Genomic DNA, 19,721 nt, shown 5'->3' on the forward strand with positions numbered 1-19,721 from the left:
ATGAAGTCGTGTTTATAAATAGGAATGGAATTAACATCAAACCGCTTGCATAACAAATGGTTGTCTATCGAACTTTATTCACATTCGATATGTGAGATTGAGAGTAAAGTCTCTATTGTATGTAATTGATAAGACTAATCTTTACCTTGTAAGATCTCTTCCCAAGGTAGGTCGGCGTCGCCGAGTACGATGAAGTTTGGATTCTCTAAGGTTTCGCGTTCATTATATGACAGTGGCTCTAGGTGGGTGCTGAGAATACGTCCGCCGGCTTCTTCCACGATACACTGGGTTGCAGCTGTATCCCATTCGCCAGTTGGGCCTAATCGTAGATAACAATCCACCGCACCCTCTGCAACTAAGCAGGCTTTCAAGGCTGCAGAACCAAGTGGTACCAGGTCGTAGTTCCATTTCGGACTCATACGGCTGGTGATGCGGTTGATATCTTGGCGGCGGCTGATCGCCATCGCAATTGGCTGATTCGGTAGCTCATGACGATGAGTCTTGATCTTCACGCTGTCGTTCAGATCTGGAATCTTCCACGCGCCTTTGCCGTCATAGGCGTAGTAAGTCACGCCAGAAACAGGGCCATAGACCACGCCCATTACGGGTTTGTTATGCTCAATCAGCGCGATGATGGTGGCAAAATCGCCGCTGCGTGCGATGAACTCCTGGGTACCATCAAGTGGGTCTACCAACCAGTAGCGATCCCATTGTGAGCGCTTTTCTAAACTAATATCTGCAGCTTCTTCCGACAATACTGGGATATCAGGGGTCAGTTCATTTAATCTTTGTGAGATCAGCTTGTGCGCCGCAAGGTCAGCACTGGTGACGGGGGTATCGTCACTCTTGGTGTACTCTTCGTAATCTTTCTTCTCGTATATCTCAAGGATGAGTTGCCCTGCAGAGCGCGCAACTTCAATCACGGAAGGCAATAAGTGGGATAAATCTTTTGTCATTGGCATAAAAAGTCTCTTACTCTTCGTCAGATTGTTGTTTTAGTAGTCGAAGAGCCAGTAATAGGGCGGTAATGGAGCGGGCTTCACAGAAGTCGAGATGCGTGAGCAGTTCTTCTCCTTGTGCCAGCGGCCAGCGCACAATATCCAGTGGTTCTGGCTCGTCACCTTCTAGCTGTTCTGGGTAGAGATCTTCGGCAATGAACAGGGTCATTTTGCTCGAAAAGTAAGAAGGGGCGAGAATCACTTCCTTGAGTGGCGTGAGTTTGCGAGCGCCAAAACCAATCTCTTCTTTTAATTCTCTTACTGCAGCCTCGTTGGGTGCTTCACCCGGATCGATAAGACCTTTCGGAAAGCCGAGTTCATAACGCTCTGTACCTGCCGCGTATTCACGTACCAATAGGATGTCACCTTGCTCAGTAATTGGGACCATCATTACTGCGTTGCGACCGCTTGGTTTCATGCGTTCATAGGTTCGAAGTTCACCGTTAGAAAACTTGAGGTCGAGAGATTCAATAGAAAATAGTTTTGATTGAGCGACAGTTTGCTTAGCCAAGATTTCTGGCTTGGTCCTTTTTGTCATGCGCTCGCTCCTTAGCTTTTTGGGAAGTCTTTCTAATATAGGGGAAATGGCGGTGACTTCCTAGAGGTGAGTTTTTATATCATGGAATTATTGAATGGGAAGCGATTGCAATGGCAGTCGTATAGATTAGAACGCCATTCTATTGATTTTATTGGTGAAGTTTAAGAAGGGGAGAGCTTGGTTTGGCAGAGTTATCGGTCAGCAGGTGCGTAGAAAACAAAAAGGCCGATGTTTTCACATCAGCCTTGGTCTCTAATCTTAGGTGTGATTAGTAGTAAGAGTGCTCACCGCGATCGTGCTCAGTAGCGTCACGAACAGCTGTTAGTTCACCCTCGAACTGTTGTAGAAGCTCTTTCTCGATGCCTTCTTTTAGAGTCACATCAACCATAGAACAACCGTTACAACCACCACCAAACGCGACGATAGCAACGCCTTCGTCAGTGATTTCAACTAGGCTTACGTGACCGCCGTGGCCTGCTAGTTGTGGGTTTACTTGAGTCTGGATTGCGTACTCAACGCGCTCTAGAAGAGGTGCGTCATCAGCAACTTTGCGCATTTTCGCGTTTGGTGCTTTAAGAGTTAGCTGTGAACCCATTTTGTCTGTAACGAAGTCGATTTCTGCTTCGTCTAGGAATGGTAGGCTTAGTTCATCTACGTAAGCAGAGAAGCCTTCAAATGCTAGTTCAGTATCAGATGCTTCTACCGCATCTGTAGGGCAGTAAGAAACACCACATTCCGCATTTTGTGTGCCTGGGTTTACCACGAATACGCGGATGTTAGTCCCTTCTGGCTGCTGTGAAAGCAGATTAGCAAAATGAGTTTGAGCTGTTTCTGTAATAGTAATATTTGACACGACGAATACCTGAGTAAATTTGTAGGCTATTACTGCCATTCTACTCCTGTCGGAGCGGTAATTCAGCCCTTTTTTGCTGAATTGATAGACAAGTTTCGTGGGAAATTGACTAAGTCGCGGGTTCAGGAGTGCGGCAGATGCAGTAAATATCAATCCTTTTAACGCCCACTTCAAGCAGCAATTGACATAATTGATACACAGTACTGCCTGTGGTGACAACATCATCGATTATTGCAACATGGACGTCGCCTTTTGCTATCACTTTCATCACTTCCTTGTTTCTTAAAGAGAAAACATTGCGTAGGTTGCGTTGGCGCTGTGTTTTACTCAGCCCCTGTTGAGTTGGCGTTGCACGTCGGCGACGAAATAGCGTAAGGCTTTGGCAGTTAAGCTCTTGTGCTAGAGCATTGGCAAGGTAGGTGCTTTGATTAAAACCTCGATGAATGTAGCGCTGCCAGTGTAATGGGACGCTAGTAATGATAGGAGCAGGGTGGTCGATTTGAGCTACTAGGAGTTTGACTAAATCCCGACTCAACCAGAATTGACCACTGTATTTCATTTGATGGACGTAGTGGCTGAGCGGAAAATCGTAGTCTCCGACACAATACAGCCTTTGCCAAGGCGGTGGTTTTTTTAAGCATTCTCCACATACTATGGCATTAATATCGAGCTTGATACCACAACGTTGGCAGCGGTGTTGTGGTGAGAAATGAGAGAGACAGCTATTGCACCATTTGGGATGAGTATCTAAAGGTAACTTTGGCAATTTGCACAGATGGCATTGTGGTGTGACCAAGCGTGGTGTGTGTTTTTGGAGCCAATCAGATAACATAGCGTGCAAGAGTACATTGATGATATTGGGTTTATTAGCCTAGTGAGAATGGTCATCATGGTTGGATGAGAATAGTAGGGAAAATCACGAGATGAGCGACAAACTGTATTGGCATGTGTCTGGCCAAGGCCCAGATTTGGTTTTGGTTCATGGATGGGGAATGAATGGCGCGGTATGGCAACAAACCGTAACGGCACTTGAGACCCAGTTCCGTGTCCATGTGGTTGATCTGCCGGGTTATGGTCACAGCAGTCATTGCCATGCTGATACGCTTGAGAGTATTGCCGAGCAGTTGATGGAAGAGGCGCCAAAGCAGGCGATCTGGGTCGGTTGGTCACTGGGTGGTTTAGTTGCAACTCACATGGCGCTACATCATACAGATTATGTCTCTAAGCTTGTGACGGTAGCCAGTTCTCCGAAATTTGCGGCAGCCAAAGAGCCGGTCCTGTGGCGCGGTATTCAACCTAACGTTCTAACCAACTTTACCGAGCAGCTGGTGGAAGATTTCCAAACCACTATTGAGCGTTTTATGGCACTGCAAGCGATGGGCAGCCCATCGGCAAGGCAGGATGTGAAACAGTTAAAGCAAGCGGTACTGTCGCGTCCGTTACCGAATCCAGACTCTCTACTCGCTGGGCTTAAAATGCTTTCCGATGTTGACTTGCGTGAACGTTTGCCAGAGCTCACTGTTCCTATGTTGCGCTTGTATGGTCGATTAGATGGCTTGGTGCCGATTAAAGTAGCGAAAGAGTTAGAAAAAGCGCTACCAAACACCGAGCAATACATCTTTACCCAGTCTTCGCATGCGCCGTTTATGACAGAAGCGGACGCTTTCTGTTGTGAACTGATCAGCTTCGCTGAGAAATAATTGCTAAAATTATAAGCAACGTGGTCGATATATAATCTAACCAAGGCACTGAACGATGCTCAGCCCTCTCTCTCACCTGAGCAGAACACAGTAAGTTGGGCTATGCCTGTTGTACTTATTAAGTTCAATGGTGTCATGGCAATAGCGATGGGCGATTCTTGAGGAGAGTTCGCAATGATTGTGTCACCTGCAACGGCAGTAAGTGTGCCACTGATCGCCCCATCCGTTAATGTGCAAACTGAGCAAGTTGCGCGTGAAAATAGAGTTCGAGAGCCCGTTGCTCCAGCCGTCGCGTTGGCCAAAACTAATGCAGAGCGCAAGGTTAAATCGGACGATAAACGAAGGCAGCAATCAGCTTGGGATCCCTCTGACCATCCCGGTTATGAGATGGATAACGAGCAGGAAATAAATGCGGTAAACCAAGAAGAGCCTAAGGATCCATTTGATAGGTTGTTCAGCTTATTGGCACTGAGTAGTTATAGTGCTGATCAGGGAAAGGGTTACACCATGCGTTTTCGATTGCCCAAGCACATTCTTGATGCGGCGATTCGAGAAGGGCAGATGGAACAACGACGTAAGGTCATTAAGTATCACTATGGCCATGCTGTTGCGCCTCATAAGCCATCTGAGGTATTGGTTGTGCTTTAGCGCAGTCAATATCGCCAAGCCTTTTTGAACCTAATAAAAAACCTGCATGCCAGTGGCGATGCAGGTTTTCTGTTTTTTAGGAGGCTGCTTTACCTCTAAGAGAGCGCTTTTATAGCTTTAGGTCTATGATGATCCAAAAGCGTTTTTAGCTGCTCACTCCCTTAGCGTGACTCGCTATTTCTTTGCTTTAGCAAAGGCAGCAGCAAATGCACCACCCATAGCACCGTTCTGTTGTGGCTCCTCGCGACGACGTTGACCGCCTTGCGATTGACGACCTTGAGAGCGAGGGGTTGATGAACGCTGTGCACGGTTATCTTGTCCCGGCTCGTCTTTCATACGCATGCTTAGCGCGATACGTTTACGCTGCACGTCGACTTCCATCACTTTCACTTTAACGATGTTGCCCGCTTTCACCACTTCACGTGGATCTGAGACAAAGCGGTCAGTCAGTGCTGAAATGTGTACCAGACCGTCTTGGTGAACACCGATATCCACGAAGGCACCAAAGTTAGCCACGTTAGAAACAACGCCTTCTAGAACCATACCCGGCTCTAAATCAGACACAGAGTTAACGCCTTCCGCAAAGGTCGCCGTTTTGAACTCAGGACGCGGGTCACGGCCCGGTTTATCTAGCTCTTTGATGATGTCTGTTACAGTTGGAACACCAAAGTTGTCATCGGTGTAATCAATTGCATGAAGGCCTTTTAGGAAGCTAGAGTCGCCGATCAGCGTCTTGATGTCTTTGCTGTTCTTCTCAGAGATTGCTTTTACCACAGGGTAAGCTTCAGGGTGAACCGCTGAGGCATCGAGTGGGTTTTTGCCACCCATGATACGCAGGAAGCCAGCACACTGTTCAAAAGCTTTTGGCCCCAAGCGCGCGACTTTCTTTAACGTGGTACGCGCTTCAAAGCGGCCATTCTCATCTCGGTAATCAACAATGTTTTGTGCGATAGTGCTAGATAGGCCAGCAACACGAGTCAGAAGCGCGGCAGAGGCGGTGTTTACGTCAACACCGACGGCGTTTACACAGTCTTCGACGATCGCGTCTAGGCGTTTCGCGAGCATGGTTTGGCTCACATCGTGTTGGTATTGGCCAACACCGATCGACTTCGGGTCAATCTTCACTAGCTCTGCCAATGGGTCTTGTAGACGACGAGCAATCGATACTGCACCACGCAAAGATACGTCCATATTCGGGAACTCTTTGGCTGCAAGCTCAGACGCTGAGTAAACCGATGCACCAGCTTCGCTAACGATGATCTTCTGCACTTTTAGGTTACCGCGCTTAATCACGTCAGCCACAAAGCTGTCAGTTTCACGTGAAGCGGTACCGTTACCAATCGCAATCAGATCAACATTGAATTGACGCACCATCTGCTCAACGATATGAGCCGATTTGTCGTACTGTTTTTGCGGCGGGTGAGGGTAGATAGTTTCGGTTGCGAGCACTTTACCCGTTGCATCAACGACGGCAATTTTTGAACCAGTACGCAGGCCAGGATCGAGACCTAACGTTGCACGAGGACCTGCCGGAGCTGCCATTAACAGATCTTTTAGGTTGGTCGCGAATACTTCAATTGCTTCGATCTCTGCGCGCTCTTTCATTGCGCCCATCAGCTCGGTTTCCATGTGCATAGACACTTTAATGCGCCATGCCCAGCTGATCACTTGCTTACGCCACGCATCGGCAGGCGCGCTACTCAGAGTAATACCGTAGTGATCAGAAATGATGTTTTCACAGTAAGAACCACGCACGCCCTCTTCTTGCTCTGGGTCTGCGTTCATGGTTAAGGTTAAGAAGCCTTCATTACGACCACGCAGCATGGCTAGAGCACGGTGTGAAGGCACTTTGCTCAGCGTTTCATCATGCTCGAAGTAGTCTTTGAACTTCTCGCCTTCTTGCTCTTTGCCAGCAACCACTCGCGCACCTAGTGCTGCATTACGCGTCAGGTGCTGACGGATTTTCTCAAGCAGGTTTGCATCTTCTGCGATGCGTTCCATGATGATTGCACGTGCCCCATCCAGTGCGGTCTTAGTATCTTCAATGCCTTTTTCACTGTTTAGGTATCGGGATGCTTCGTTTTCTGGATCGTGTTGTGGCTCGTTCCAAAGCGTCTCTGCGAGCGGCTCTAGGCCAGCCTCAATCGCGATTTGACCTTTGGTTCGGCGCTTAGGCTTGTAAGGTAGGTATAAATCTTCAAGGCGGGTTTTGCTGTCGGCTTGAATGATCTCTTTTTCAAGCTCAGCGGTCAGTTTGCCTTGGTCTTGAATAGATTTGAGGATCGTTTGACGGCGATCGTCGAGTTCACGCAGATAAGAAAGTCGGCTGTCTAGATTACGTAATTGGGTGTCATCAAGGCCGCCCGTCACCTCTTTACGGTAACGTGCAATAAAGGGAACCGTGTTACCGTCGTCGATTAGGGTAACTGCTGCGGTCACTTGATCGGGGCGAACGCTCAGCTCTTGAGCGATCTGTCTACAGATAGCTTGGCTCATCCGTTGAATCTCTTTTTGATTATCGTGCCCACATATATGGGGGTTAACCTTAGCTTTTTCTAGCTCTGCTAAGTCAATTTCCTGTTTGTTCGGTGATTTCCCGATCTGACATACCCTTTGTGAGAGATCTCTTACAAGTGATGTGCGACTAAATCTCTTTGTTCATGCTGTTTTTGCTACGATTGATTGTAAGTTGTTGATATTTAATGGTTGTAATTACGGTGTGATCGATGTCATACCATTTTTTGTTGGCAGATATCTGGGATGCCATCGGATTTCGCGTAATATTTACCTTGTCGACAGGGAGTTGGCAGGAACAGGAAAAAGCCTAACGGATTAGGTATCTTCAGGATGAAGATTTGATTGCTTAGGATGAGTGGTCAGCAAGGATGTAAAACACTGATTGAGTTTGATGTGGCTAGGATGGTTACTGATGCTGATGAAAGTGAATATCTCTGGATGAGATTGGCCCGTCAGGATGATAGGCAAGCATGGACACCGCTAGGATGGCGATGACAAAAGGAAATCGGTTAAAGGATTTAGCCAATATCAAGGAAAGATGCAGGGAGCACCTTATCTCAATGAGATAAATAGTGGCAGGAAGGCTACGAAAGAACTTAACCCCGTAAGGCGCAAGTCTCACGGGGTTTCCTTTTATCTAGAGCAGTGAAAAGTACCTGCTATTGGTAGCGAATCGCATTCACAAACCACTCTTTGTCACCCTCTGGGGTGCGTACTGTGAATTCATCATCCACTTCTTTTTTTAGCAGCGCACGTGCCATCGGTGAGTCGATCGAGACATAGTCTTTGACGCCACCATAGATCTCATCTGGCCCTACGATACGGAATGCTTTGGTATCGCCATCATCATTCTCTATCTCTACCCAAGCACCAAAAAAGACCTTACCTTCCTGTTGGGGCGAGTAGTCCACAACTTTGACTTGGTCGAGGCGCTTTCTTAAATAGCGAACGCGGCGGTCTATCTCGCGCAGGCGTTTTTTGTTGTACTGATAGTCTGCGTTTTCACTGCGATCGCCTAGGCTTGCTGCCCAAGTTACCTTTTTGGTCACTTCTGGGCGCTCTTCTCGCCATAGGAAATTCAGCTCTTTAGTGAGTCTTTCATAGCCCTCACGAGTAATTAAGTTTGTTTTCATAACTCTGACTTAGTGAAATCATGTTCTAAGATAGAATATATAGAAAGGCAACATACGTTAACAATTCTTTAGGCGACATTTTCTCCAAGAATGTTACATTTTCAATGTCTAAAAAGAATACTTAATCTTCAAGTTTGAGTTTTAATAGGTGGAACCATTACATGCAAGAAAACTACAAAATTTTAGTGGTCGATGACGATGCGCGCCTTCGTGCATTGCTGGAGCGCTACTTGTCTGAGCAAGGCTTTCAAGTGCGTAGCGTGGCAAACAGTGAGCAGATGGACCGCCTGTTAACCCGTGAAAACTTCCACTTAATGGTATTGGACCTGATGTTGCCAGGTGAAGATGGCCTTTCAATCTGTCGTCGTCTGCGCAATGCCAATAACATGTTGCCGATTTTGATGCTGACCGCTAAGGGCGATGAAGTTGATCGCATTGTTGGCCTAGAAGTGGGTGCCGACGATTACCTACCGAAGCCATTTAACCCTCGTGAGTTGTTGGCACGTATCAAAGCGGTACTGCGTCGCCAAGTGATTGAAGCACCGGGAGCACCAAGCACGGAAGAGTCTGTGGTTGAGTTCGGTGAATTCCGTTTGAACCTAGGTACTCGAGAGATGTTTCGTGGAGAAGAGCCGATGCCTCTGACCTCGGGTGAGTTTGCAGTATTGAAGTCACTGGTAACTAATGCACGTGAGCCAATGTCTCGCGATAAGCTAATGAACATGGCTCGTGGCCGTGAGTACTCAGCGATGGAGCGTTCTATCGACGTTCAGATCTCTCGCCTGCGTCGCCTTGTTGAAGAAGATCCAAGTAAGCCACGCTACATCCAAACGGTGTGGGGCTTAGGTTACGTGTTCGTTCCAGATGGAAAAGCGGTGTAGCTCTATCTGTCACACTCGTGATTGAAACGTGATTATTATCGGGTCATCTCATGCTTATGTGATGGCCCGTTTTATATTCAGAACAGTGGTTTAGAGTTATAGTTTCTATTATGTCTCTGTTTCTCTACCTTTCACTTTAGGTTTTCTATGCGTATACGTAGCTCCTTTACTCAATCTATCGTTCTTTTTTTAACCTTGTTGGTGGCCAGCCAAATATTCTCTTATTACGCGGTATTTAATTACGCCTTGATGCCGAGTTTGCAGCAGTTCAATAAGATCTTAGCGCATGAGTTGAACTTGGTTTTAGATGAAGGCGACCTCGATATCGAGATGGATGCTCCATTGCGTCAGCGGGTATTGGAGCAGCTTGGGGTGACGGTACATGCTAAAGACAGTGATACTGCGGGTGAGTTTTATCATGCTGTCGCGATTGATCTAATGAGTGAAGAGATGACCAAGGAGCTGGGTTCAGAGACCGAGGTGAGGTTGATCTTAGGTGCTGAGAGCTATGTGTTGTGGATGGATATCGCGCAGCTACCTAATTCCTTGATTCGAATCCCACTTTCTGAGCTACAAGAAGAGGACTTTGCGCCACTGTTTCGAAATAGCTTGATCATGGCGCTGTTGATCATTGCTGGTGGCTGGTTGTTTATCCGTTTACAAAATCGCCCATTGATTGCGCTAGAGAAAGCTGCGAAAGGCGTTGGGCGTGGTGATATCCCACCACCGCTACCAGTGCAAGGCGCACAAGAGATTCGCTCAGTAACTCGTGCCTTCAACCAGATGTCGAAAGGCATTCAAGAGCTAGAAGAAGACAGAGCACTGTTGATGGCGGGTATTAGCCACGATCTACGCACGCCATTGACTCGTATCCGCTTGGCAACAGAGATGATGTCACCAGAAGACAGCTACTTAGCCGAGGGTATTATCAGTGATACCGAAGAGTGTAACGAGATCATCAGTCAGTTTATGGATTACCTTAAACCGGTTGATCGGAACTCATTCCAAGCGGTGTTCTTAGAAGATATCGCCGGTGAGGTAGCAAGCTCTGAGGGCGGCTATGAGGTGCAGATTGAAACGGATATATCGACATCCATGAAGCCTGCTCTCGGGAATCCAATTGCGATTAAGCGTGCCGTGAGTAACTTGGTGGTTAATGCTCTACGTTACGGTAATGGTTGGGTGAAGGTGACAACGGGCATGACTGCAGATAATAAATTGGCGTGGGTGACGGTCGAGGACAATGGCCCCGGTATTCCGCAAGATCAGATCAGTAAGTTGTTTGAACCCTTCACCCGAGGCGATACCGCGCGTGGTAGTGAGGGTACTGGCTTAGGCTTGGCGATTGTGAAGCGTATTGTCAGTCAACATCAGGGTGCTGTGGTGGTGAATAACCGCAGCCAAGGTGGTTTGAAAGCGCAGATCAGTTTTCCGGTTAAGTCGTAATTCTAGTGAGTATCGGGGACGGCTATAGATCCCCGATTCGGTCATTCTTCCCTCTCGGGGATGATGGCGTTATCTACAAACGTCATTCTCTATCGTGAGGAACGAACGAGTAGGGAATCTCTCTCTTGATTGATGAAAGTAACGTGTACTAAAAAGGCTTCCACGTGGAAGCCTTGCTACTTTTGAACCTCAACTATGAGAAGGAACTACGCCTTAGAGTAAACATCACGCTCACCTAACCAGCGGTTGATGATCGCTTTAGCATTCTCTGGGTAGCTGTCGTGAATGTGACGAGCGATGCGCTGTACTTCAGGGATCAGGCGTTGGTCGCGAACCAAATCAGCAATCTTAAAGTCCGCTAAGCCTGTTTGTTTGGTACCTAGCAGTTCACCTGGGCCTCGGATCTCCAAGTCACGCTGTGCAATCACAAAACCATCGTTACTTTCACGCAATACGCCTAAGCGTTTCTGAGCGGTTTTAGACAGCGGTGAGTGGTACAGCAATACACAATGACTGGCGACTGAGCCACGACCAACACGACCACGTAATTGGTGCAGCTGCGCTAAGCCAAGACGTTCTGGATTCTCGATGATCATTAAGCTCGAATTCGGCACATCCACACCCACTTCAATCACCGTAGTTGCAACTAACAGATGCAGTTTGTTCTCTTTGAACTCTTGCATCACCGCTTGCTTCTCAGCGGGTTTCATTCGGCCATGAACCAAGCCAATCTTTACATCAGGTAGTTTGCGTTGCAGCTCCTCTGCGGTATCCGCTGCGGCTTGTGCTTCCAATACTTCTGATTCATCAATCAGAGTACACACCCAATAAGCCTGTTTGCCCTCATTGAGACAGGCGTTGCGCACACGCTCAACAATGTCATCACGCTTGGTATCAGGAATGGCGACGGTTTGAATTGGGGTTCGACCGGGCGGAAGCTCATCAATAATTGAGGTTTCCAAATCCGCATAGGCGGTCATTGCTAAGGTTCGCGGGATTGGTGTTGCTGTCATCACTAGCTGATGAGGGTAGTAACCTTGTTTCGCGCCTTTCTCACGTAGCTCTAGTCGTTGGTGGACACCAAATCGATGCTGCTCATCAATGATCACCAGACCAAGGTTTTTGAACTCAACATGCTCTTGGAAGAGGGCGTGGGTACCGACCACCATTTGCGCTTCGCCACTGGCAATTCGCTCAAGTTCTTTCTCTTTAGCTTTGCCTTTCAGTTTGCCCGCGAGCCAACCTACTTGAATACCCATACTTTCAAACCAGTTAGCAAAGTTGATCGAGTGTTGCTCTGCTAGAAGTTCGGTTGGTGCCATCAGCGCCACTTGTTGGCCATGCTCTAGAGCGCGAACCGCCGCCAGTGCAGCAACCAAGGTTTTACCTGAACCTACATCACCTTGTACTAGGCGCATCATCGGGTGCGGCTTCTCTAGGTCGCCCTCAATCTCTTTCACTACTCGTGCTTGTGCATTGGTTGGTGAGAACGGCAGCTGTGCGAGTAGCTTGTCTTTGAGTGTATGTACTGGCGGCAGTGGTATTGCGTTGTCTTGCTGCCCTTTGCTACGAACCGAGAGCATAGAGAGGTTTTGTGCGAGCAGCTCTTCCATGATCAAACGAAGTTGGGCAGGATGCTTGCCCTCATCAAACAGTTCAAGGTCGATCCCTGGAGGCGGCCTGTGAATAGTATGCAGTGCTTGTGCCAGCGTGATCTGGTGATCGTATAGACCAGAAGGAAGTAGCTCATTGACTGCCGCCTTATCGATAAGCTCTAGTGCTTGATCAGTGAGGTTACGCAGAGTGACTTGTCGTAGTCCGTCGGTCGTTGGGTAAACCGGAGTCAGGGTTGCTTCTACATCGGGCTGTTGCCTTGGTGCAAAGAACTTGTAGTCTGGATGGACGATCTCCAGCCCCATACCGCCACGTTTAATCTCGCCGTAGGCATGAACCTGTTTGCCTTCCGCAAAGTTGTTCTTCATCCCTGCGGTGAAGTTGAAAAAACGCAGGGTGATGGTGCCGTTGCCATCGCTGATTTTTACCGCCAGCATTTTGCGTTTACCAAAGATGGTATCGACGCTCATCACTTTGCCCTGCACTGCCGCCCAGATCCCAGCATGCAATTTAGCAATTGGGTAGATGCGTGTGCGGTCTTCGTAACGCAGTGGCAGATGAAACAGTAGATCTTGTACGTTGTTCAACCCAACCTTTGCCAGTTTCTCGGCGACCTTTGCGCCAACTCCAGACAAAGAGTTAAGAGGAATAGCAGATAAAAGCTGTGACATAACAAGGCTCACGACGGTAATGGATATCGTCTATTCAAGCATTTTACTGGATTTTTGTACAGGATAAAGCGAAAGAGCAGATGAGAGATTCGGGTAAACGGGATGCGAAGAGATTGAGGGCGGATACGGGATGCGAGTAAGCGAGATGCAAAAGGATAAGAGCAGATGCAAGATTCGGGAAAACGAGAAACGAAAAGATCAAAGCAATATAAAGAATTAAAGCAGACTCGAAATACGAAAAGTGGAGTGATGAAAAGCTTTTGCTCTTCGCATCTCGAGACTCGTATCTCTCATCTACTTTATCTATCTAGACTCAAAAAATTAAAAACAGATGTGGAATTTAGGTGGCGAGTTACGAAGTCATTTGCTCTTCGCATCTCGCCATCTCGAATCTCTCATCTTATTTTGAATCAGTTCTTACGACGTCTTACCTTCAGCGCGTGTGGCATAACACGCAGCTTCTTCATAATACTCGCAAGATGTACACGATCTTTCGTGGTCAGCAAGATTGTCACTGTATACAAGCGCCCATCACGTTCCTCAGTTGAGATACCGTGAATGTTAGAGCCCGTTTTCGAGATAACATTGGTTAATTCAGCCAGTGCACCTTGGTGATTCTGTAGATCGACCTGAAGCTCAGCTGTGAACTCTTGGTCGTAATCGTCAGACCATTCAACCGCCATGTACTTGTCTGGTTCTTTTTGGTAACCACGGACGTTTGGACATGTTTCACGGTGAACCACAAGACCACGACCTGGAGACACATGGGCAATGATGTGATCATCAGGGATTGGGTGACAACAGTTGGCAAATGTCAGCAGTAAACCTTCAGCGCCGCGGATAGGCAGCTTCTTCTTCGGTGAATCGCTGTCGCTGCTCACTTCTGTTAGCTCGTCAGCATCACCAAGCAGGCGACGTGCAATCACGATGCTCATCAGCTCACCCAGACCAATCGAAGCCAGTAGGTCTTCAATCGACTCAAGGCGCAGATCAGACAGAACGTGTTCAACATTCTCTTGCGCAATATCGCCAATCGAGTGTTCACCCAGTGCGTGGTTAAGCAGGCGGCGACCTAGGGTGACAGACTCTTCACGACGCATGGTTTTAAGAACCTGACGGATCTTAGTACGAGCACGAGAGGTCACCACATAGTTGAGCCATGCTGCATTCGGACGAGCACCCGGCGCACTGATGATTTCGATCGTCTGACCGTTCTTCAGGGCTTTGCTTAGCGGGTACGGGTTCATGTCGACACGAGCACCAACACACATGTTGCCAACGTCAGTATGGACTGCGTAAGCAAAGTCGACGGCTGTTGCGCCTGCTGGCAGCTCAACGATACGACCTTTCGGTGTGAAGACAAAGATCTCGTCTGGGAATAGGTCAGATTTAACGTTCTCAATGAATTCGAACGAGTTACCGGCACTTTGTTGAAGCTCAAGTAGGCTCTGCATCCAGCGCTGAGCTTTCACTTGCGCGGTCGTGCCATTGCTACGAGTGCCATTGCCTTTATAAGACCAGTGCGCCGCAACACCTTTGTCAGCCATTTGGTCCATGTCTTCGGTACGAATTTGTACTTCAACAGGAACGCCGTGAGGACCAATCATTGATGTATGCAGAGACTGATAGCCATTGGCTTTCGGTACCGCAATGTAGTCTTTCATGCGACCCGGACGAGGCTTATACAAGCTATGAGCCTGACCCAGTGCGCGATAACAAGTGTCTGGAGTGTCTACGACGACGCGGAATGCGTAGATATCCATAATGGTGTGGAAACGCTGCTCTTTGGTTTTCATCTTGTTGTAGATGGAGAACAGGTTCTTTTCACGACCAAATACACGAGCAGGTAAGCCAACCTCTTCAAGGCGACCTTCAATCTCGCTATGGATACGTTGGATCATCTCTTTGCGGTTACCACGAGCGGCTTTCACCACTTCTTTAAGAACTCGGTAACGGTTTGGATAAAGGGCTTCAAAGCCAAGTTCTTCTAGTTCAGTCTTGATGTTATGGATACCAAGACGGTGAGCAAGAGGAGAGTAGATCTCTAGAGTTTCACGTGCAATACGACGCTTTTTATCTGGGCGAAGTGCCCCGAGCGTACGCATGTTGTGTGTTCGGTCTGCTAATTTGATCAAGATAACGCGGATGTCTTGCACCATGGCGAGAACCATTTTACGGAAGTTCTCTGCTTGCGCTTCTTTGCGATCACGAAACTTAAGCTTATCCAGCTTAGAAACACCATCAACAAGCTCCGCCACTGTGTTACCAAACTGCGCTTCTAACTCTTCTTTTGTAACTTCAGTATCTTCAATTACATCGTGGAGTAGGGCTGCTTGGAGTGTTTCGATATCAAGGCGCATTTCAGCCAGGATACGTGAAACAGCAACAGGGTGGATAATGTATGGTTCACCGCTTGAGCGGGTTTGCCCTTCATGGGCATCTCTCGCTACCACATAAGATTGACGCAGAGCCTCAATTTGAGGCTCTGTTAGGTATTCTTGGGCAACGTCTTTGAGGCTATCGAATAGATACAAATTAAAGGCCCGGAAGGTTAATTAGTTCGAATAACAATGACGCTTTTGCGAATAAGAGTTAACGAGAGTGAGCGATGCTGCTTACTGCTGCAAGCTCAGCTGCTTCTTGCTCTTGTTGCTCTTGACGCTCACGAGCATCTAGTACGTCTTTAGTGATAAGACCTTCTTCGATTTCACGAAGTGCGATAACCGTTGGCTTATCGTTTTCTTCAGGCACTAGTGAATCTTTACCGCCAGTTTGCATTTGACGAGCGCGGCGAGCCGCAATAAGAACTAGGTCGAAACGGTTGCCAACTTTTTCAACAGCGTCTTGAACAGTTACGCGTGCCATGAGGACTCCAAATAGTTAACTAATAAATTTTGAATGACGAGAAAGTATACAAGTTTAACTAGAGACTTTCTAGATCACCGTATACTTATCTCAATGGAAAATCTAGCCTTGCTAGCTTATTCCGCCAGTAGAGCAGTAAGCATGCCGCTGTATTTTGCTGCTTGCTTATCTTCTTTTAAGCGCTCCGCACGAATGATAGCTCTGAAGTCCATAAGGGCTGCATCAAAGTCATCATTCACGATCACGTAGTCATACTCATTATAATGAGAGATTTCTGACTTCGCTTCGCTCATGCGTTTCGCAATAACTTCTGCGCTATCTTGACCACGAACATTTAGACGACGCTCTAGCTCACCGTTTGATGGTGGAAGAATGAATACACTCTTTGCTTGAGGCATCTGTTCACGGATCTGACGAGCACCCTGCCAGTCGATATCTAGGAACACATCAATACCGCGGTCTAGGTTTTCTTCAATCCATACGCGAGAAGTACCGTAGTAGTTACCAAACACTTCGGCATACTCTAAGAACTCACCTTTAGCGATAAGATCTTCGAAGTGATGCTTTTCAACGAAGTGGTAGTGAACACCATTTTCTTCACCAGGGCGCATACCGCGAGTGGTGTGTGAAACAGATACCTTCATTGCGTAGGTTGGATTGGTTTCTAGCATTGCTGAGATCAAGCTCGATTTACCTGCGCCACTAGGTGCAGATACGATGTAAAGAGTACCTTTGCCCATCTGTATGTTTCCACTGTTGGTTGGATTGAGTGAAGGTGTTGCCCTCCACTATAAAAGATAGCACTGACCGAACTCTTGCTCACCTCTGCTGTGCACAGTGTACACGCAATGTGGTGAAAATTAGGTCAGAAAAATGGAGGCGAAGAGTAGCATATTTCAATGATTCAGAACAACTGGCTTGATCGTTATTTATTGGCAAATGATCTTCTCAAGGATCTTCGTAGAAATGCAATCAGTGGCCATCAGCACTTTTTTATGTGATCCAGACAAAATTTGTTGAAGTTTTAATCTCAACCCTTACAATCCGCGCAAACGATTAAATGCTGTATATATCTAGTGATATGGACTAGATGTTTCTACTACCGAGCCTATCTTGGTGACTACAGTTTTTAGTGCAGAAACCTCTCTTTTTCTCACAGCATTTGAATCTTCAATTTCTTATTTTTTGCATAGGTTTTGTTGTGAGTACCGATTCCACCCTTAAGGCCCAAAACACCTCATCTGGTTCGCTAGATTCTCTGTTTAAGATTTCTGAAAGAAAGACCACCATTAGCACCGAGCTATACGCAGGTTTTATTACTTTCTTGGCGATGAGCTACATCCTAGCGGTGAACCCAGCTATCTTAGGTGGCATTCCTGGCATGGATAAAGGCGCGGTATTTACAGCAACGGCTTTGGCGGCGGCTATCTCAACCCTAATCATGGGTATTTGGGGTAACTACCCAGTAATGCTGGCACCGGGCATGAGCATGAACGGCTTCTTTAAAGGCCTATTATTAAGTGGCTCTGTTGCCGTGCTTTGGAATGAAGCGCTATTTGGTATTTTCCTATCGGGTATTCTGTACCTTGCGTTCTCTCTGACCAATATTCGTAAGTCGATGATTGAGTCGATTCCAGAAGACCTGAAACTGGCGATCACGGTATCGCTTGGCTTGTTTATCGCGTTCTTGGGTCTTAAAAATGCAGGCATCATTGTTTCTAACCCATTTGTACTGGTTGGCCTTGGTGACATCTCAGACCCACAAGTGATCATTGCTTATGTGAGTATCTTCATTGCGCTTGGCTGTATGGTTCGTGACATCAAGCTAGCGACGTTTATCTCGTTTGTATCTGCGATTGTACTGACGATCATTGCTGATTTGTTTATGGGTACGTCGAATGCGCCCATTCCAGATGAGCTAATCTCTATGCCACCAAGCATGGCGGGCAGCTTCGGTGCGATCTTTGATTTCTCAGCCTTCACGGCAGAGAAGATGTTTGATCTGCTGTTCATCGTTCTTATCTTCCTGATTGTCGACTTCTTTGATGGCTTGAGCACCATTGTGGGTGTTGGTCGTGACGCGGGTATCATTGATAAAGACGGCAAAGTGCCAAACGCGAAATCGGCATTGGTTGCTGACGCAGGCGGCACTGTGATTGGTTCTGTTCTGGGTACCACTTCAATTACGGCTTTCTCTGAGTCAGGTATTGCTTCTTCTCAAGGTGCGAAAACAGGTTTGGCGGCAGTAATGGTTGCAGGCTTGTTCCTAATCTCGCTGTTCCTATACCCAATCTTCTCTATTTTCTCGGCGGCTATGGTTGCGCCGGCGATGGTCGTGGTGGGCATCTATATGGTGGGTCGCCTTGGTCAGATTAACTGGGAGAAGAAAGAGTCTCGTATCGCAGCCTTCTTCACCATTATGTTCACTGTACTGAGCTTCTCTCCTGCGAACGGCATGGCGATGGGCTTCATTAGTTACGCATTTACTATGGTTGTCGCGGGTAAGGGTAAAGACGTGCACCCATTGATTTACGGACTATCAGTGGTGTTCCTTGTTTATCTACTGCTTCTGTAATCGAATCAGATTTTAAGAATGGCTCTGCACTGCGCAGGGCCATTTTTTTCGTTGAAGATTCCAGAACTTTTAATCTTATTGCCACCCTCTACGCCTAAAGTTGGTGATAACAGATAGCGCCACTTTGATATAGGCATGCTATTGTAATGTTTGGTTTAATTAGTAATTAGAGTGTTTATGCCTTCTCATTTACCAAAAGGTTTTAGTCGACCTTTCTTGAAGATATTCCATATTCTTGAAGCCGTACTGCTGGTGGCCATTACGTTGGCGACCCTGTTTGCGATGGTTGAAGAGTTCATGCATGTGTTTGCTGAAAAGCGCGTTCTCTTGACTGACATCCTACTGATGTTTATCTATCTTGAAGTGCTGGCGATGGTGCAGCAGTTTGTGATGAACGGTAAGATCCCCGTTCGATATCCTATCTATATCGCAATGATGGCGATTGCGCGTTATATCACGCTAGGCATGAAGGAGTTGGATGCGGTCTTGGTGGTTTGGCTAGCGGTGGCGGCGTTCATTCTTGCGGCTGCGACACTATTGATTCGTGTAGGTCATCATTACTGGCCTTATGTCGATGGACAAACCAAAGAGCCAGACGAGTGATTGAGATTTAAATCCAGACAGATACAACAAGGGCGACATTGAGTCGCCCTTTGTATTTTCTAGCCAACTAAGTGTTCATTGTTAGAATTTGTAAGTTGCTCCAGCGTAGAACGAACCAAGTTGGATAGTAACGTCATCATATAGCCAATTGTCTACATCAACACTGAAAGTATCAACTTCGTAAGCAACGCGGAAGTTTAGATTTTCAAGACTTGCTGGCGTGTATTCAACGCCTGCACCTAGACGCAGCGCTGTCTCATCATCGCTACCATAGCCATTAGTATCGAATGAAAGTTGAGTTAGACCAACGGTACCAAATGGGCGCCAGCCGCTATCGAATGTATAACCAAGGTTAGCTGCAATAGAGATCCCTGTTGGTTCAATCTTAAGAGGAGTGCGAGGTGCAGTGACATCACTGTACTTTGTGTACTGTGCTTCAACACCGACGATACGGTTAAATTGGTAGCCACCAATAAGCTTAAATGAAGAATCATTGGTTTCTAGGATTGAACCAGACACGTCATCATCATAAGTTGTAGTACCGAAACCACCGCCTAGATAAAAACCAGATACGTCTTTTTCAACGGCTTGTTCTTGGGCACCAGCAAAGGCAGAAAATGCTGCCAGAAGGATCACTGCTTTTTTCATTATATACATCTCATTGGGGATAAAAAACAGT

Annotated in this window: 17 protein-coding genes and 1 riboswitch; of the genes, 6 read left to right on the forward strand and 11 right to left on the reverse strand. The window is 47.1% G+C overall.

Annotation, left to right across the window (positions count from 1 at the left end; genetic code table 11):
- Positions 1-134: 134 nt before the first annotated feature.
- The 4 genes from cysQ to OCV50_RS23290 all read right to left on the reverse strand — a co-directional run bounded on the left by cysQ (position 135) and on the right by OCV50_RS23290 (position 3,221).
- Entirely contained in the window at positions 135-962 is an 828-nt protein-coding gene (cysQ, locus tag OCV50_RS00595; RefSeq protein ID WP_152467963.1) for a 3'(2'),5'-bisphosphate nucleotidase CysQ, read from the reverse strand.
- Positions 963-972: 10 nt separating this feature from the next.
- Positions 973-1,536 carry an ADP compounds hydrolase NudE gene (gene nudE, locus OCV50_RS00600; protein ID WP_239842221.1) on the reverse strand — a complete coding sequence of 188 codons (564 nt, stop codon included), beginning with the start codon at positions 1,534-1,536 and terminating at the stop codon, positions 973-975.
- 268 nt (positions 1,537-1,804) lie between these two features.
- Positions 1,805-2,389 carry a Fe-S biogenesis protein NfuA gene (gene nfuA, locus OCV50_RS00605; RefSeq protein ID WP_032551117.1) on the reverse strand — a complete coding sequence of 195 codons (585 nt, stop codon included), beginning with the start codon at positions 2,387-2,389 and terminating at the stop codon, positions 1,805-1,807.
- A gap of 109 nt (positions 2,390-2,498) precedes the next feature.
- On the reverse strand, positions 2,499-3,221 hold the full coding sequence (locus OCV50_RS23290; protein WP_315974615.1) for a ComF family protein: 723 nt from the start codon (positions 3,219-3,221) through the stop codon (positions 2,499-2,501).
- Between the two features lie 91 nt (positions 3,222-3,312).
- Between OCV50_RS23290 and bioH the strand changes: the two genes are divergently transcribed.
- Complete coding sequence (bioH, locus tag OCV50_RS00615) at positions 3,313-4,089, forward strand: pimeloyl-ACP methyl ester esterase BioH (RefSeq protein WP_261903418.1); 777 nt, start codon at positions 3,313-3,315, stop codon at positions 4,087-4,089.
- Positions 4,090-4,263: 174 nt separating this feature from the next.
- Positions 4,264-4,737, forward strand: a complete 474-nt coding sequence (locus tag OCV50_RS00620) for a hypothetical protein (protein WP_032551121.1) — start codon at positions 4,264-4,266, stop codon at positions 4,735-4,737.
- A 174-nt stretch (positions 4,738-4,911) separates the two neighbouring features.
- Here the strand turns inward: OCV50_RS00620 and OCV50_RS00625 are convergent, their stop codons facing one another.
- Positions 4,912-7,233, reverse strand: a complete 2,322-nt coding sequence (locus tag OCV50_RS00625; RefSeq protein ID WP_261903419.1) for a Tex family protein — start codon at positions 7,231-7,233, stop codon at positions 4,912-4,914.
- Between the two features lie 680 nt (positions 7,234-7,913).
- Positions 7,914-8,387 (reverse strand): transcription elongation factor GreB, encoded by a 474-nt coding sequence (greB, locus tag OCV50_RS00630; RefSeq protein ID WP_239842225.1) that lies wholly within the window; start codon positions 8,385-8,387, stop codon positions 7,914-7,916.
- A gap of 161 nt (positions 8,388-8,548) precedes the next feature.
- On the opposite strand from greB, the gene ompR reads away from it, so the two are divergent.
- Positions 8,549-9,268 (forward strand): osmolarity response regulator transcription factor OmpR, encoded by a 720-nt coding sequence (gene ompR / locus OCV50_RS00635; protein ID WP_032551125.1) that lies wholly within the window; start codon positions 8,549-8,551, stop codon positions 9,266-9,268.
- A 147-nt stretch (positions 9,269-9,415) separates the two neighbouring features.
- Positions 9,416-10,714, forward strand: coding sequence for a two-component system sensor histidine kinase EnvZ (envZ, locus tag OCV50_RS00640; RefSeq protein ID WP_261903420.1), 1,299 nt, complete (start codon positions 9,416-9,418; stop codon positions 10,712-10,714).
- Between the two features lie 206 nt (positions 10,715-10,920).
- Here the strand turns inward: envZ and recG are convergent, their stop codons facing one another.
- The 4 genes from recG to gmk form a co-directional block, all read right to left on the reverse strand.
- On the reverse strand, positions 10,921-12,999 hold the full coding sequence (gene recG / locus OCV50_RS00645) for an ATP-dependent DNA helicase RecG (protein WP_239842227.1): 2,079 nt from the start codon (positions 12,997-12,999) through the stop codon (positions 10,921-10,923).
- 410 nt (positions 13,000-13,409) lie between these two features.
- The gene (spoT, locus tag OCV50_RS00650) at positions 13,410-15,533 is read right to left on the reverse strand and encodes a bifunctional GTP diphosphokinase/guanosine-3',5'-bis pyrophosphate 3'-pyrophosphohydrolase (RefSeq protein ID WP_261903421.1); all 2,124 of its coding nucleotides are present in this window, start codon (positions 15,531-15,533) and stop codon (positions 13,410-13,412) included.
- 58 nt (positions 15,534-15,591) lie between these two features.
- The gene (rpoZ, locus tag OCV50_RS00655; RefSeq protein ID WP_004741437.1) at positions 15,592-15,864 is read right to left on the reverse strand and encodes a DNA-directed RNA polymerase subunit omega; all 273 of its coding nucleotides are present in this window, start codon (positions 15,862-15,864) and stop codon (positions 15,592-15,594) included.
- 116 nt (positions 15,865-15,980) lie between these two features.
- On the reverse strand, positions 15,981-16,604 hold the full coding sequence (gene gmk / locus OCV50_RS00660) for a guanylate kinase (RefSeq protein WP_239842229.1): 624 nt from the start codon (positions 16,602-16,604) through the stop codon (positions 15,981-15,983).
- Between the two features lie 303 nt (positions 16,605-16,907).
- Positions 16,908-17,007: riboswitch (purine riboswitch) on the forward strand.
- Between the two features lie 58 nt (positions 17,008-17,065).
- On the opposite strand from gmk, the gene OCV50_RS00665 reads away from it, so the two are divergent.
- Positions 17,066-18,439, forward strand: a complete 1,374-nt coding sequence (locus tag OCV50_RS00665; RefSeq protein ID WP_261903422.1) for an NCS2 family permease — start codon at positions 17,066-17,068, stop codon at positions 18,437-18,439.
- Between the two features lie 177 nt (positions 18,440-18,616).
- Positions 18,617-19,042, forward strand: coding sequence for a phosphate-starvation-inducible protein PsiE (locus OCV50_RS00670; RefSeq protein ID WP_239842231.1), 426 nt, complete (start codon positions 18,617-18,619; stop codon positions 19,040-19,042).
- 81 nt (positions 19,043-19,123) lie between these two features.
- Here the strand turns inward: OCV50_RS00670 and OCV50_RS00675 are convergent, their stop codons facing one another.
- A complete protein-coding gene (locus tag OCV50_RS00675; RefSeq protein WP_261903423.1) occupies positions 19,124-19,690 on the reverse strand; it encodes a porin family protein in 567 nt (188 codons plus the stop codon).
- Between the last annotated feature and the right edge of the window lie 31 nt (positions 19,691-19,721).

Source organism: Vibrio fortis (genome assembly GCF_024347475.1).
Classification (GTDB): Bacteria; Pseudomonadota; Gammaproteobacteria; order Enterobacterales; family Vibrionaceae; genus Vibrio; species Vibrio fortis.

Bases quoted from the DNA above. Each gene is read 5' to 3' on its own strand.
- cysQ (WP_152467963.1), bottom strand. From the start codon at position 962: ATGCCAATGACAAAAGATTTATCCCACTTATTGCCTTCCGTGATTGAA.
- nudE (WP_239842221.1), bottom strand. From the start codon at position 1,536: ATGACAAAAAGGACCAAGCCAGAAATCTTGGCTAAGCAAACTGTCGCT.
- OCV50_RS23290 (WP_315974615.1), bottom strand. From the start codon at position 3,221: ATGTTATCTGATTGGCTCCAAAAACACACACCACGCTTGGTCACACCA.
- bioH (WP_261903418.1), top strand. From the start codon at position 3,313: ATGAGCGACAAACTGTATTGGCATGTGTCTGGCCAAGGCCCAGATTTG.
- OCV50_RS00620 (WP_032551121.1), top strand. From the start codon at position 4,264: ATGATTGTGTCACCTGCAACGGCAGTAAGTGTGCCACTGATCGCCCCA.
- OCV50_RS00625 (WP_261903419.1), bottom strand. From the start codon at position 7,233: ATGAGCCAAGCTATCTGTAGACAGATCGCTCAAGAGCTGAGCGTTCGC.
- greB (WP_239842225.1), bottom strand. From the start codon at position 8,387: ATGAAAACAAACTTAATTACTCGTGAGGGCTATGAAAGACTCACTAAA.
- ompR (WP_032551125.1), top strand. From the start codon at position 8,549: ATGCAAGAAAACTACAAAATTTTAGTGGTCGATGACGATGCGCGCCTT.
- envZ (WP_261903420.1), top strand. From the start codon at position 9,416: ATGCGTATACGTAGCTCCTTTACTCAATCTATCGTTCTTTTTTTAACC.
- recG (WP_239842227.1), bottom strand. From the start codon at position 12,999: ATGTCACAGCTTTTATCTGCTATTCCTCTTAACTCTTTGTCTGGAGTT.
- rpoZ (WP_004741437.1), bottom strand. From the start codon at position 15,864: ATGGCACGCGTAACTGTTCAAGACGCTGTTGAAAAAGTTGGCAACCGT.
- gmk (WP_239842229.1), bottom strand. From the start codon at position 16,604: ATGGGCAAAGGTACTCTTTACATCGTATCTGCACCTAGTGGCGCAGGT.
- OCV50_RS00670 (WP_239842231.1), top strand. From the start codon at position 18,617: ATGCCTTCTCATTTACCAAAAGGTTTTAGTCGACCTTTCTTGAAGATA.
- OCV50_RS00675 (WP_261903423.1), bottom strand. From the start codon at position 19,690: ATGAAAAAAGCAGTGATCCTTCTGGCAGCATTTTCTGCCTTTGCTGGT.